Annotated in this window: 12 protein-coding genes; 7 read left to right on the plus strand and 5 right to left on the minus strand. The window is 65.3% G+C overall.

What is annotated here, in order from left to right; all coding sequences use genetic code 11:
• The first annotated feature begins 39 nt into the window (after window positions 1–39).
• The 5 genes from RMQ73_RS12695 (at window position 40) to RMQ73_RS12715 (ending at window position 6,186) form a co-directional block, all read left to right on the plus strand.
• A complete protein-coding gene (locus tag RMQ73_RS12695) occupies window positions 40–1,302 on the plus strand; it encodes a cystathionine gamma-synthase family protein (protein WP_310498660.1) in 1,263 nt (420 codons plus the stop codon).
• A 128-nt stretch (window positions 1,303–1,430) separates the two neighbouring features.
• Window positions 1,431–3,143, plus strand: a complete 1,713-nt coding sequence (locus tag RMQ73_RS12700) for an ABC transporter ATP-binding protein (RefSeq protein ID WP_310498646.1) — start codon at window positions 1,431–1,433, stop codon at window positions 3,141–3,143.
• Window positions 3,136–4,215, plus strand: a complete 1,080-nt coding sequence (locus RMQ73_RS12705; protein ID WP_310498648.1) for an HlyD family efflux transporter periplasmic adaptor subunit — start codon at window positions 3,136–3,138, stop codon at window positions 4,213–4,215. The genes RMQ73_RS12700 and RMQ73_RS12705 overlap by 8 nt, the downstream gene beginning before the upstream one ends.
• On the plus strand, window positions 4,202–5,698 hold the full coding sequence (locus RMQ73_RS12710) for a TolC family protein (protein WP_310498649.1): 1,497 nt from the start codon (window positions 4,202–4,204) through the stop codon (window positions 5,696–5,698). Before RMQ73_RS12705 ends, RMQ73_RS12710 begins: the two co-directional genes overlap by 14 nt.
• 26 nt (window positions 5,699–5,724) lie before the next feature.
• Complete coding sequence (locus tag RMQ73_RS12715; protein ID WP_310498650.1) at window positions 5,725–6,186, plus strand: copper chaperone PCu(A)C; 462 nt, start codon at window positions 5,725–5,727, stop codon at window positions 6,184–6,186.
• A 35-nt stretch (window positions 6,187–6,221) separates the two neighbouring features.
• On the opposite strand, the gene RMQ73_RS12720 is transcribed toward RMQ73_RS12715, so the two are convergent.
• From RMQ73_RS12720 to RMQ73_RS12730, 3 genes are read right to left on the minus strand one after another with little or no spacing between them, the layout of a single operon-like run.
• Entirely contained in the window at window positions 6,222–6,893 is a 672-nt protein-coding gene (locus RMQ73_RS12720; RefSeq protein ID WP_310498651.1) for a DUF2490 domain-containing protein, read from the minus strand.
• 44 nt (window positions 6,894–6,937) lie between these two features.
• Complete coding sequence (locus tag RMQ73_RS12725) at window positions 6,938–9,103, minus strand: molybdopterin cofactor-binding domain-containing protein (protein WP_310498652.1); 2,166 nt, start codon at window positions 9,101–9,103, stop codon at window positions 6,938–6,940.
• Window positions 9,104–9,106: 3 nt separating this feature from the next.
• On the minus strand, window positions 9,107–9,562 hold the full coding sequence (locus tag RMQ73_RS12730) for a 2Fe-2S iron-sulfur cluster-binding protein (protein ID WP_310498653.1): 456 nt from the start codon (window positions 9,560–9,562) through the stop codon (window positions 9,107–9,109).
• Between the two features lie 43 nt (window positions 9,563–9,605).
• On the opposite strand from RMQ73_RS12730, the gene RMQ73_RS12735 reads away from it, so the two are divergent.
• Entirely contained in the window at window positions 9,606–10,535 is a 930-nt protein-coding gene (locus tag RMQ73_RS12735; RefSeq protein ID WP_310498654.1) for an alpha/beta hydrolase, read from the plus strand.
• Window positions 10,536–10,594: 59 nt separating this feature from the next.
• Here the strand turns inward: RMQ73_RS12735 and RMQ73_RS12740 are convergent, their stop codons facing one another.
• Both RMQ73_RS12740 and RMQ73_RS12745 read right to left on the minus strand, forming a co-directional pair.
• Window positions 10,595–11,776: a right-handed parallel beta-helix repeat-containing protein gene (locus tag RMQ73_RS12740; protein WP_310498655.1), complete on the minus strand. Its 1,182-nt coding sequence runs from the start codon at window positions 11,774–11,776 to the stop codon at window positions 10,595–10,597.
• A gap of 219 nt (window positions 11,777–11,995) precedes the next feature.
• Complete coding sequence (locus RMQ73_RS12745) at window positions 11,996–13,153, minus strand: right-handed parallel beta-helix repeat-containing protein (protein WP_310498658.1); 1,158 nt, start codon at window positions 13,151–13,153, stop codon at window positions 11,996–11,998.
• 212 nt (window positions 13,154–13,365) lie between these two features.
• On the opposite strand from RMQ73_RS12745, the gene RMQ73_RS12750 reads away from it, so the two are divergent.
• Entirely contained in the window at window positions 13,366–13,968 is a 603-nt protein-coding gene (locus RMQ73_RS12750; RefSeq protein ID WP_310498659.1) for a TIGR02466 family protein, read from the plus strand.
• Window positions 13,969–14,236: the final 268 nt, after the last annotated feature.

Below are 14,236 nucleotides of genomic sequence, written 5' to 3' on the forward strand. Positions count from 1 at the left end.
ACCCCGCGCGACACCCCGCTCGCTGACAATGGTCGCCGCATGCAGCACCAGGCGCGCACCATCGGCAATCGCAAGCTGAAGCCGTCAACGATGATGATGGGCCATGGCTATGATCCGCGCCTGTCCGAAGGCGCGCTCAAGCCGCCGATCTTCCTGACCTCGACCTTTGTTTTCGAAAGCGCCGCCGACGGCAAGCGCTTCTTCGAAGGCGTCACCGGCGTGCGTCCCGGCGGGGCCGAGGGCCTTGTCTATGGGCGGTTCAACGGCCCCGACCAGGAAATTCTCGAAGACCGGCTGGCGCTGTGGGAAGACGCCGAGGAAGCGCTGGCGTTCTCCAGCGGCATGTCGGCCATCGCCACAACGTTCCTCGCGCTGGTCAAGCCCGGCGATGTCATCGTGCATTCGGCGCCGCTCTATGCCGCCACCGAAACGCTGATCGCGCGCATTCTGGGCAAGCTTGGCGTCACCTGGCTGGATTTCCCCGCCGGCGCCACCCAGCCCGAAATCGAGGCCGTGATCACCGCCGCCAGGGCCAAGGGCCGCATCGCTGCCATCTATCTCGAAAGCCCCGCCAATCCCACCAACGCGCTGGTCGATGTCGAGGCCGTTCACGCCGCCCGCGCCGCCGTGATGGGGACAGGCGAACTGCCGCCCATTGTCATCGACAATACCTTCCTGGGGCCGCTGTGGGCGCAGCCGCTGGTGCAGGGCGCCGATGTCACCATCTATTCGCTGACCAAATATGTCGGCGGCCATTCCGATCTGGTTGCCGGTGCCTGCATCGGTGCCAAGCATGTGCTGACCCCCATCCGCATGATGCGCAACACCATCGGCACGATCACCGATCCGCACACCGCCTGGATGTTGCTGCGCAGCTTGGAAACGCTGGAACTGCGTATGAGCCGCGCCGGCGAAAATGCCGCCAAGGTCTGCGCCTTCTTGCGTGATCACCCCAAGGTCGAACGCGTCGGCTATCTGGGCTTTCTCGAACCCGGCAGCCGCCAGGCCGATATTTATGCCCGGCATTGCAGCGGCGCCGGATCGACCTTCTCGGTGATCGTCAAGGGCGGCGAGGCCGAGGCATTTCGCCTGCTCGATAATCTCAAACTGGTCAAACTGGCCGTCAGCCTCGGCGGCACCGAAAGCCTGGCCTCCCACCCCGCCGCCATGACACATCTGTCTGTGGCGCCGGCACGCAAGGCCGAATTGGGCATCACCGACAATCTGGTGCGCGTGTCCATAGGCGTCGAAGATGCCGACGATCTCATTGCCGATTTCGAACAGGCGCTGGATGCTGTCTGATGCCGGCCCCGGCGGTACCGAATCTTACGGTCACGTAATGTTTTTTGCCGTCCGGCCCTTGCAGCGCGGGGGGGCGGTCCCCTACATGGGGTTCGCTGGCTCCCCCGACCGGCACGACCGGTAGAGGCATGGCTGAAGACGCAAAACTCATCGACCTGAATGACAAGGTCTATCGCTGGCTGGACGTGATCGTCTGGCCGGAGAGGGGCTTTTTCTGGCTGGCGATCATCTATGGGCTTGGCATCAGCCTGCTCAGCCTGGCGACGCCGATTTCGGTGCAGTTGCTCATCAATTCCATCGCCAGCACGGCGCTGCCGGTGCCGCTCTTCACGTTGTCGGCGATCCTGTTCGGGCTGCTGCTGCTGTCCGGCCTGATGGCGGCGCTGCGCTATCACCTGATGGAATTGTATCGCCGCCGCTTCATGGCGCGGCTTGTCGCCGATGTGACGATGCGCGCGATCAATGCCGATGATCCGTTCTTTCAGGACGATCGCCGCATAGACCTGTTCAATCGCTTCTTCGAACTCATCAACATGCAAAAGGCGGTGCCGTCGCTGCTCATCGGCGGGTTCACCATCATCCTGTCGATGCTCGTCGGTTTTATCGTCACCAGTTTTTACCACCCGTTCTTCCTGGCCTTCAACCTGGTGCTGATCTTTCTGCTCTGGGCAGTCTGGGCGCTCTGGGCCAAGGGCGCGATGCGCACCTCGATTGCCGTCAGCCATGAAAAATACAACGCCGCGCACTTCCTGGAAACCGTCGGCGCCTCCAACGGCTTCTACAAATCCGAACGTCATGTCGATTATGCGCTGGACCGCGCCGAAAAGGTTTCGGCCAATTATGTCGCGGCGCACGCCAAGCATTTCACCTACCAGTTCCCGCAGATCATCGCGATCTATGTGCTGTATGCGCTGGCCAGCGCCGGCCTGCTGGCATTGGGCGGCTGGCTGGTCATCCAGGAACAATTGTCGATCGGGCAATTGGTGGCGGCCGAGCTGATCCTGTCGGGCGTGTTTGCCGGCATGTCCGGCCTCTATTCCTATCTCGATGACTGGTACGACATTGTCGCCTCGGTCGAGGAACTGTCGCTGCTGTACGGCATCAAGCAGGAACCGCCGGTGCCGGCCGGCGCCACCCGCCCGCAGGGCGGTGCGCTGACCATGGCCAATGTGCGCTTTGGCCACAACGGCGAGGGCGCGCATATCAATCTCGACATCCCCGAAGGCGCACGGCTGATGGCCCAGGGCTCGCCGGGCATGGAGCGCCGCTTTGCAGCCCTGCTCAAGCGGCTGGAGCGGCCCGAAACCGGGCTGGTGACCTTGGGCGGTGTCGATCTGGCGCAGATGGACCCGCTGGCGCTGCGCTCGGCGATCACCGTGCTCGACCGTGCCGCCATCGTCGAAAGCACGGTGTCGGATTATCTGCGGCTGGCCAACCCCGACCGCAATGCGGCTGAACAACTGGCGGCGCTGCGCCTTGTCGGGCTTGAGGACCGGGTGGCGCTGCTGCCCGGCGGCATACACACCCGATTGTCCTCGACCGGCGCGCCGTTCACCGTTGCCAAGATGATGCAGTTGAAACTCGCAGCCGCCGTGCTGGCCGCGCCGCGTATCCTCGTCATGTCGCCGCTGTTCGATACGGTGCCGCTGGCACGATTGAAGGCGGTGTTCGACCATTTCCGCGATACGCCTACGACGATCCTGTATTTCAGCAACCGCCCCGAAACCATGGCGCTCGACGGCTATCTGTGGCTGGGCACGGCAGCGCAGGAAATCACCGGCGACCGCGCCCGGTTCGACACCCTGCGCACCGCCGCCGGCCGGGAGATCGCCCATGGTTAAGGGCGGCAACATCAACCTGACCGGACGTTTCCCGACGCTGGCCAGCATCCAGCCGCCGCGCGTCATGCGCACCTTTGCCTGGATTGTCGTGCTGACCATCGTCAGCGTGCTGTTGTTCATCATTGTGGTGCCTTGGGTGCAGACCGCGCCGGGCACCGGCACCGTCATCGCCTTTGATCCGCGCGACCGGCAGCAGAATATCAGCGCACTGGTCCCCGGCCGGCTGAGCCGCTGGTATGTCACCGACGGCGCCATCGTGAAGGCCGGCGATCCGATTGCCCGCGTTGTCGATATCGACCCCGATTTCCTTGACCGGCTGCGCGCCGAGCGGGGGCAGAAAATTGCCGAGATGAACGCCACGCAGCAGGCGATGGCCACCGCGCAGCGCGATGTCGCCCGCATGGGCACGCTGTATCGCGAAGGACTGGCAGCACGGCGCGACTATGAACTGGCGCAGATAAAAGTGTCCGAATTCGCAGCGAAAATCGCATCCTCCGCTGCCGAGATCAACAAGATCGACGTCAACCTGCGCCGCCAGTCGGAACAGCTGATCCGGGCGCCGCGCGATGGCCGCATAATGCGCGTCACCTCGATCGACACCGCTACCATCATCAAGCAAGGCGATGTGCTGGCGACATTCGTGCCCGAACAGTCCCGCCGTATCGTCGAGCTTTATGTCGATGGCCGCGACATTCCGCTGATCCATGTCGGCAGGCGCGCGCGGCTGCATTTCGAGGGCTGGCCGGCGATCCAGTTTTCGGGCTGGCCATCCGTTGCCAAGGGCCTGTTCGACGGGCGCGTTGCCGCCATCGACCTCAATGCTTCGCCAAACGGCCTGTTCCGCGTGCTGATCGAGCCGGCGCCCGACCGCGATCCGTGGCCGACCGAACCTTCGGTGCGGCTGGGCGCCAAGGTGCGTGGCTGGGTGCTGATGAACACCGTGCCGGTGTGGTTCGAGCTGTGGCGCCTGCTCAACGATTTTCCGCTGCAATTCACCCGCCCCGGCGCCAGCCCGCCGACCAACGGCGAAGTCAAGGCGGGCACTGGCGATACCGGCAATGATGCGAAGTAATTTGCCCGGCACGTGCGCCGTATTGCTGGCCGCGCTGCTGGTGCCGACGACCGTGCAGGCACAGGACACGGCCCGGCAAACGCCGAGCAGTGCCCGCGCCCTCGAAAGCCGCGCCCGTAGCGATGCCGTGCCGGAGCCCGGCGCCGCCGGACCCGCACTGACGCTGGCCGAAGTGCTGGCATCGGCGCGGTTCCACGCCCCGCAAGTGCTTGAGGCGCTTGCCCGGGTGCGCGGTGCGCAGGGCCGGATATTGACCACGCAAGGCGCGTTCGACACTATTTTTTCGGCCGATGCCGACACGCGCCCAACCGGTTTCTACACCGGCAGCGACGCGTCCTTGCGGCTGACCCAGCCGCTGGCCGGCAATGGCGGCAGCATTTACGGCGGCTATGACATCGCCAGCGGCACATTCCCGTCATACGAGGGACGCAGCAACACCACCGGCTATGGCCGGCTGACCGCCGGCACGGTGTTCTCGCTGATGCGCGACCGGCTCATCGATGAACGCCGCACAAACCGCCAACTGGCCGAGGCCGATCTGGTGCTGGCGCAGACCGACCAGCTGCTGGTGGCCATCGGCGTCCAGACCCGCGCCATCCAGGCCTATAACAGCTGGGCCATCGCCGGGCAGCGGCTGGGCGTGTTCCAGGGCCTGCTGCAACTGGCGCTCGACCGCCAGGCCGGACTCAAGCGGCAAGTGACCGAGGGCCTGCGCCCGGCCATATTGCTGACGGAAAACGAACAGAACATCCTGCGCCGCCAGACTCTGGTGGTGCAGGCGGAGCAGCAACTGCAGGTTTCGGCCACCGCGCTGTCGCTGTTCCTTCGCGGCAGCGATGGCCAGCCGGTAGTCCCTGGCGCGGAACGGTTGCCGCGCACGCTGGCACGGCCAATGCCGCTTGCGGCGAATCCCGAAACGCTGGTCGCGCGGCGCCCTGACCTCAAGGTCATCGACATTCGCGTCAACCAGGCCAGGCAGCGCCTGGCGCTCGACCGCAATCTTTTGTTGCCCAAGTTCGATATCAAGGCCGAAGTGAATCAGTTTCTTGGCGATGCCGGCGCCGGCGGCCGCGCCTTTACCGGCACCGAATCCAAGGTCGGCATCAGTTTCTCGCTGCCGCTGCAACAGCGTGTCGCGCGCGGCCGCATCGCCCAGACCAATGCCGATATCGATGCGTTCGCCCAGCGCCGCCGCCTGCTCGAAGACCAGATCACCGCCGACATTCAGGCGCTGTCGATCACGGCGGCACAGGCGCAGCGGCTGCTCGGCATCGCGATTGATGAACAGGACCGCGCCCAGACCATGGCTGGCGCCGAACGCCGGCGTTTCGGCGCCGGTGCGTCGGACTTCTTCCTCGTCAACCTGCGCGAGGAAGCCGCCGCCGACGCCCAGGTCCGCCGCCTCGATGCCGCCTTTCGCCAGATTGTCGCCCATGCCGATCTCGCCGCCGCCACCGCCGATCTCGATGCGCTGGGGTTGTAACCAGCCTATTTTCAGGACCAACCGCCATGTTCGTCAAATGTCTGTCCGCCGTGTCCATCGGGGTATTGCTTGCGACCTCTGCCGCCGCGCATGATTATCGCGCCGGCAACATCGCCATCGACCACCCGGTCATCCGCGTCGCCAGCCCGGTATCAAAGACCGGCGCCGGCTATCTCACGCTTGTCAACAAGGGCGCGGCTGCCGACCGACTGCTCGCGGTCATCACCACAGCGTCTGCCCGCGCCGACCTCCATGGCACCATCGCCGCTGGCAACGTCATGCAGATGCGCGCGCAAGCGGGCGGCGTGCCTGTGCCGGCCGGCGCCACGGTGCGCTTTGCGCCGGGCGGCCTGCACATCATGTTCATCGGGCTGAGGCAGGCCATGCCGTCCGGCAGCACCGTCGCCGCCACGCTGCGCTTTGAAAAGGCGGGCGATGTCGCCGTGTCATTCAAGGCCGAAAGCGCCGCCGACGCACATCAACACTAACCGCAAGCATTCGAACGGCGTACAATCCTGCGCCTTCAGGGGCGCAGGAACAGCGTGACGTTGGCGACATGAATGTCCCGGTCGCCGCTGGGCCGCCACAGCTTGATGTGCATGTAACCGGCCTCGATCCTGAGATCGCGGCTGACCGGCAGATTGACTCCGGCAAAGACGCGCCACTGGTCGCGCCCGGTGCGCTGCCCCCAATCCGTGCGGTTCAGCATGGCAAAGCCCTCGGTGAACAGCACCGGGGCGATCTTGCGGCCATCGCCGATGGTCGCGCGCAATTGGCCGCGCAGCCGCCAGCCCAGATCATCGGACCCTTCGAGCAACCGCTCCTCCAACCGCAGCCGCCAAGCCAGCCGGATGTCGCCGGGCAGGCGCGCCAACGGCCCGTCCGCCTGTTGCCACAGCCGATGCTCGCTGCTGGCAGCGCCGCGCGCCGGCTCGATATAGAAATACTGGTAGCCGGCCTGCAACCCCAGCGCCGGCGCCACCGGGCCGCCATAGCCGATACGAAAGCCGGTCTGGCCGGGGCGTGACAGATTGTCGGTCAGCCGCTGCTGCACCTCAAGCAACATGAATTGCCTGCCGGCAGGGATGCGCGCCTGCAACGTCATCCACATCTGGCCCTCATCGGGGCGCGCCTGCCCGGCGGCTGGGGCTGCAACGAGCGACAGGAACAGCGCGGCCGGGCATATGCGAAACATCCGCCGGGCATAGCGGTCGGCACTGCCCGGCGGCAAGGGGCAGTTCAGGCCTTCAGCGCCGCCATATCCAATGGCAGGCTGCGCAGCCGCACACCCGTTGCCGCAAAGAGGGCATTGGCCAACGCCGGCGCCACCGCCGGATATGCGGGTTCGCCCAGGCCTGTGACCGGAAAATCGGTCAACACGAACTGCACCTCGACAGGCGGCACTTCACTTATCCGCAGCAGCGGCACATCGCCGAAATTGCGCTGTTCGATGGCGCCATCGGCAAAGGTGATGGCCTGGCCCGACCCCGACGCCATTGCCGCGCCCAGCGCATCGAGCACGCTGCCCTGCACCTGCGCCAGCGCCGCCGACGGGTTGACGATCTGCCGCCCGACATCGCCGGCGACCCAGACTTTCTTCACCGTGACCGCGCCGCCGCTGTCCACTGCTGCTTCGATGACAGTGGCGAAATAGCCCAGATGGCTGAAGTGAAAGGCAATCCCCAGCCCGGTGCGGGCCGGCAGCTTGCGGCCCCAGCCGGCCATGTCAGCCGCCTTGTCGAGCACGCCGCGCATGCGCCCCGCATGATAGGCGCCGCGCTTTGTCGGGTCGCCGATGACGCGTGACGCGCCCAGAAAGCCGCGCCGGAACATCAGCGGGTCTTGGCCTGCGGCATGGGCAAGCTCGTCGATGAAGCCTTGCGTGACGAAACCAAAGGCGTTGTTTTCCGGCGCGCGCAGATAGCCGGTGTGATGTTCCAGCGGCAGGATGGTGGCGCCGATGGCCAGGTCGTCGATAAAACCGCAGGGAAAATCCGTCGGCCCGATTGCGGCGGCACGGGCAAACTCCTCAGCCTTGCCATAGCTGATGAAATGATTGTCCCAAGCGATGACCTTGCCGGCGCTGTCCAGCCCGGCGGCCAGGACATGCCAGCCGCCGGGGCGCAGCCAGTCGAACGCGATATCGTCCTCGCGGCTCCAGGTCAGCTTGATGGGCACGCCGGCCTGCCGCGCGATGACGGCGGCCTCGACCATGTAATCGTTCATCAATCGCCGGCCAAAACCGCCGCCGCACCGCAGCATGTGGATGGTGACATTGGCTTCCGGCACGCCCAGCACCTTGGCGACCGCCTTGCGGCCGGGTTCCGGATTTTGCGTCGATGCCCAGATTTCCACGGTGTCGCCGCTCACCCGCGCCGTGCAGTTGATCGGTTCAAGCGGCACATGCGGCAGGAACGGATAGGCATATTCGGCGCGCACCGTCTTGGCGGCGCGCGCCATCGCTGCCTTGGCATCGCCGTTTGCCACCACCGATTTTTGCGGCCCGCCGCTGCTGGCCTTGGCCGCCATGTCGGCCCAGGCCGCGCTGGACTGGAATGCGCCGGCGCCGCGTGTCCATTCGCAATCAATGCCGCTGCGCGCCTGCATCGCCGCCCATGTATTGTCTGCGACAATGGCCACGCCGCCGGCCATCTCGTCGTTCGGCGCCAGAATGAACGCATCGCGCACCCCCGGCCGCGCGCGCAACGCCGCCAGATCGGCCCGCGCGACCGCCGCGCCTGTCGTGCCGCTCTTGTGATAGACCGCGTGTTTCATGCCGGGCACCACGGCATCGATGCCGAAAAGCGGCTTGCCTGTGACAATGGCGCGGTTGTCCACCCCCGGCGTGGCCTTGCCGATGATGCGGAATTTGGCCGGGTCCTTCAAAACCAGCCTGGCCGCATCGGGCGCCGGCAACAGCGCCGCTGCTGCGGCCAGTTCGCCATAACGCGCGCTGCGCCCGCTTGCGGCATGGCGCACTATGGCGTTGCCGGTCGTCAATTCGCCCTCCGGCACGCCCCATTTCTGGGCCGCAGCCGTTACCAGCAGCGCCCGCGCGGCGGCACCGACGCGGCGCAGCGGTTCATATTGCAGCGTTGTCGCCATCGAGCCACCGGCCACCTGCCGACCATAGATTTTCGCATTGGCTAACGTCGGCGCCGTCGTCACCTGCGCCCAATCGACATCCAGTTCCTCGGCAATGAGCATGGGCATCGACGTGCGCACGCCCTGGCCCACTTCGGGGTTGCTGGCCATGATAGTGATGTGGTTGTCAGCAGCAATGCTCACCCAGGCGTTGAGAAGGGCCGTATCGCCGGGCGCTGCCTGCGCCCGGCCCAGGCCGAGCCACAAGCCGCCGCCTGCCAATGCCGATACGGTGAAAAAACCTCTGCGATCCATCTGCATGGCCTAGGCCTCCTGTCCGGCAGCCTGGTGAATCGCAGCCCTGATGCGATGGTAAGTGGCGCAGCGGCACAGATTGCCGCTCATCGCCGCATCGATATCGTCATCGCTCGGCTTTGGCGTCGCCCCCAGCAGCGCGGCGGCCGACATCAACTGCCCGGCCTGGCAATAGCCGCATTGCGGCACATCCAGCGCGGCCCATGCGTCCTGCAGCCTCGCGCCCAGCGGCGTGTCGCCCAACCCTTCGATTGTGGTCACCTTCGCGGTGCCCACCGCCGACACCGGCGTCTGGCAGGCGCGCACCGGCTCCCCGTCCAGATGCACGGTGCAGGCGCCGCAAAACGCCGCGCCGCAACCGAACTTGGTGCCGGTCAGGCCCAGCACATCGCGCAGCGCCCACAGCAGCGGCATGTCGCCCGGCGCCGTCAACTGCATCATCTTGCCGTTCACGCTCAGCTGCATCTCATCGCCTCCGCATCCATGGCTGCCAAGATACCCCGTTTCCATGCGCGTTCAAGCAGCGATGGACCGGCGAACCGCCAGCCGCTATGCCGCGCCCATGCACAATATTTTCACTCGAAGGCATCTGCTCGGCGGCGCCGCACTTGCTGGCCTTGCCGCAATGTCGGGCTGCACCAGCCTGGGCGCCCTTAACGGCCTCAATACCTTGTCACCCGGCGACCGCGGCGTCCACCGCGCCGCCAATGGCGTGCCGCTGGGCGCCGATCCGCGCCAGCGCCTCGATGTCTGGGCGCCGACCGCCATCGCCGCGCCGCTGCCGGTCGTGGTGTTCTTTTACGGCGGCAGCTGGAACAGCGGGGCGCGCGCTGATTACGCCTTTGCGGCGCGCGCATTGGCGGCACGCGGATTTGTCGTTGTCGTTCCCGATTATCGCCTCGTGCCGCAAGTGCGTTTCCCGGCCTTTGTCGAAGACGGCGCGCTGGCCGTCGCCTGGACTGCGGCCAACATCGCCAGCCATGGCGGCGATCCGGCCCGCATCGCCGTGATGGGCCACAGCGCCGGCGCCCATATCGCCATGCTGCTGGCGCTCGATCGGCGCTATGGCGCATCGGGCGCCATCAAGGCGGTTGTCGGTCTCGCCGGCCCCTATGATTTCCGTCCGTTCACCGCCGGCGGTGCCGCCGATCTGGCGCTGGGCCAGGCGCCCAATGCCGATGACACCCAGCCGATCAGTTTCGCCCGCCCCGATGCGCCGCCGGTGCTGCTGCTCAGCGGCGACGAGGATACGACGGTAATGCCGGCCAACAGCACGCGGCTGGCCGCTGCCTTGACCACTGCCGGGTCCACCGCGCAAACGCGGCTTTACCCCGGTATCGGCCATGCCGGCATCATCATGGCCATGTCCAAGCCGTTTCGCGGCAAGGCGCCCGTCATGGACGATGTGTCGGCGTTCCTGGCCAAAACACTCGGCTGAGACGGGCGTATGAGAGGGGCACGTCATCCCGGCTGTGCGCCGGGATGACGAAAAGTGCCTCAGGCCGCGAGCGCCACCGTGCGCCGGCGGCGGACAGCGCCGATCAGGCCAAAGCCCAGGATCAGCTGCGCCCAGATTGCCGGTTCCGGCACATTGCCGGGCAGGCTCGATGCTTCGAAATCCAGCAGATCGCTGGCATCAAAGCCTTGTGCGAACACCGACTGCGCGTCGGCGAAATCGCTCTCGAAGCTGCGTGCGAAGCCGCCATCGGCAAAACCATCCAGTTCGCCGGCGGCGATACCGATATCACCCGCCTTGACGCGCCGGTCGATCAGGATGTTGCCATACACGGTGTTGTTGGCGCCGCCGACGACATTCAAGCTGGTGCGCCACGTCGCCGTCGGCATGGCGATCAGCGTGTTGTTGATGATGACGCTGTCAAAGCAGCCATAGCAGGCGATACCCTGCGGAAAAATGCCTTCGATGTAATTGCCTTCGAACCGCAGGTTCTTGCCGCTGGCTGCCTTGGGGTCGAACGACGTGAAACCCTGCATGGCGCCGACCGCGCGGTTGCCGATCAGGCTGATGTTCTCCTGCATCGGCTTGTCGGCCGAGGCCCAGAGCTGGATGCAGTCGGGGTGTGCGCCAAGCCCCGGCGTGAAATTGCTGCAGCTGTTGCTCGTCGCCCGCACGCTGCGGCTGTCGACGATGTTGAAACCGTCGCTGGCCGACTTGGTGACATTGTTGCCCGACAAGATGCCGTTGTTGACGCCAAAGAAGCTGACACCGACCTTCAGGCCCTGAAAGGTGTTGGACTGCACCGTCATGTTGGAAATATTGGTGGCGATAACGCCTTGGCCCGATTGCATGCCCAGGAACGTCGCGCCGCGCACCGTGATGTTGGCGCCGGTGTTGATGCCCAGGGCATTGTTGGACGACAGCGGCGTCGTCAGCGAACCCCAGGTGCCGCCCAGGAAGGTGACATTGCTGACATTGCGCACCGAAAGGCCATTGGCGAATGTGGCGCCGCGCGCATCTATGGTGACAGCGCTCGTGAACGTGCGATTGGCGATCTGGGTGCGGTCGAAAGCACCCTTCAAAACCAGCACATCACCGTTTTGGGCAAGCGCGAATTTCGCGGCGAGCTCGCCCGGAAGAACCGTTATGGTTGCTGCGCTTACTGGCAGTGAGCCAATGCCGGCGATCGCCAGCAGGCATGATTTTGCAACGCTGATTTTCACAATGTAATCCCGTCCCGCGAGCGGCTCCCCAGTGGCCGTCCCGCCCCCTGCATGGCGGGAATTGGTTAACAGCCAGCTTCCGAGTCACAAAGTTCCAAACCAAATCGGTGATTGGAGTGTATTGCGCGGTCAAGCGTGTCTTTTGCGCAACAGGCATTATTCGTGTCGAAACGCGCCGTTCATCTGCCCGCTGCACGGTCATGCAGCGGGCAGAACAGATCAACAGGCGCGCGTCATCATGCTGTGCCGTCCCCGGCGAACAAGGCCTACCACCATGAAACCAATGATGAATTGCGCCCAGATCGCCGGTTCTGGCACTGCCGAGGCGCCAAATCCGCGATTGTCCAGCCGGCTGCCGACGCCGGCGATGCTTGGCACCAAATCGGTGAAACGCTGCGATATTGCCAGCAATCCCGGGCCCTTGCGCCAATCGAGAATCTGGTTGCCTGAAATGGTGTTGCCGGCGCCGCCGATGATGTTCATGCTGGTGCGCCAGCGTGCGCCCGGCTCCGCAATCAGCACATTGTCGAGGAATCGGCTGTCGAAACAGCCATAACAGGCAATGCCCTGCGGAAAATGGCTTTCGACATAATTGCCCGCAAACGTCAGCCGCTCACCGCTGCCGCCTTTGGGGTCGAACGAGGCAAAGCCTTGCATGGCGCCGACGGCGCGGTTGTTGAGCAGATACAGGTCCGACTGCATCGGCTTGCCGCTCAGGCTCCACATCTGGATGCAATCGGGATGCGCCGTGGGCGTCAGGTTGAAGCCCGAACAACTGTTGTAGCTGGCGATGACCTTGTGGCTATCGGTGATGTTGATGCCATCGCTCGACATGTTCACGAAATTGTTGCGCGTCAGCAGCCCGCTGGTGACGCCGGTAAAGGCCAGCGCCGTGCGGTGCCCCTCGAACTGGCTGTCGCGCACCGTCACCTGCTGCGAATTGCGGATCAGCAGCCCGGTGCCGCGCCCGTCGGCATCACCGACAATGGTGCCATGGCGGAAACTGATGTTGCTGCTGCCGGTCACGTCGATGGTCTGGTTGCTGCGCAGCACGCTGGTGCGCGAACCATAGGTGCCGCCCTGAAAGGTGACATTATGAACTTGGCGCAGGATGACGCCGCCGGCAAAATGGGCGGCGCGCGCATCGATGGTGACGCCGCCAAAATCGCGGCCGGTGATGAGCAGTTCGGAAAAAACGCCCGACAGCACCAGCGTATCGCCTGGCCGGGCGGCCTTGAGCGCAGCGTTCAGCGAAGACTGGGTGACGGTTTGTGGCGAAGCGACCATGGCGGCATCGGCCGGCCGGGCCAGGCCGGCGAGCACCACGGCGAACAGATAGGGCAGGGCATGATGGATATGGCTTTGACGAGCAGGCATGACAAAATCTCCCGAGGCGGTTTGCGGGCGACCCTTTGTGAAATTCCCCGCCGCGCTCCCTGAAGCCGTCGTTGCGGCTGCGCGGTCCTGTTTGGTAACGGCGCACCCTGGCCGTGGTTAAGACCGCTTCAGTAAAGATCGCTTCACCGTGGCGGCGCGCACTTGCCCGCCCCCTCTTGCCGCACCCCAGCCGCCATGCTTGGGTGCCGGCCATGACCATCCAGCATCTGTTCGCCACGCCCTTCTACACCGGCGCCCTTGATGATCCCGCCTTGCTGGCCGATCTGGCGCACAGTTGCCGCAGCCTGGCGGCGGACGATGCCGCCGGCCGCCGCTGGAGCCGCGACAACCATTATCCCGGCTATACCTCTTATGCGGCGCTGGACGATCTGCCGTCGCGCGACCCGGCCTTTGCCGCGCTGGTGCGGCGGCTGGCTCCGCATGTACTGGCCTTTGCCGCCGCCGCGCATCTGGATATCGCGGGGCGCAAGCCCAAGCTGGATAGCCTGTGGGTCAACATCTTGCGGCCCGGCGGCAGCCATAGCGGCCACATCCACCCGCACAGCATCATTTCCGGCACCGTCTATATCGAGGTGCCGGACGGGGCAGGGGCGCTCAAGCTGGAGGACCCGCGCCTGCCCATGCTGATGGCCGCCCCCGCCCGCACGCCCGATGCGCCCGAAACCGCCCGGCCCTTCGTCTATATGGCACCTGCCGCCGGCCACATCTTCCTGTGGGAAAGCTGGCTCCGCCACGAAGTCGTGCCGGGACGGGCAAAGGGTGAACGCATTTCGATCAGCTTCAACTATCGGTGAAAAGACATGTGCGCTGCAATCGCACCAACGGTTGCGGCCCCCAAGACCCGTCACCCTCGCGCAGGCGAGGGTCCATCACCCGCCCACCGCCACAAACGCGCCTCCGTGCGTCTGCCTGCGGCTGGACAGGACGTCGCAATAGTCGAGCGAATAGGGACGCCAGCTTGTCGCCGTAGCAAAGACATTCGCGTGATACGCAGCCCTACCAGAACCCGCCGTTCGCGCATCCGGCGCGCAACCAAGTGCGAACGACCGACTTTGGGACTTA

This window comes from Sandarakinorhabdus sp., from assembly GCF_031430775.1.
Lineage (GTDB): Bacteria > Pseudomonadota > Alphaproteobacteria > Sphingomonadales > Sphingomonadaceae > Sandarakinorhabdus.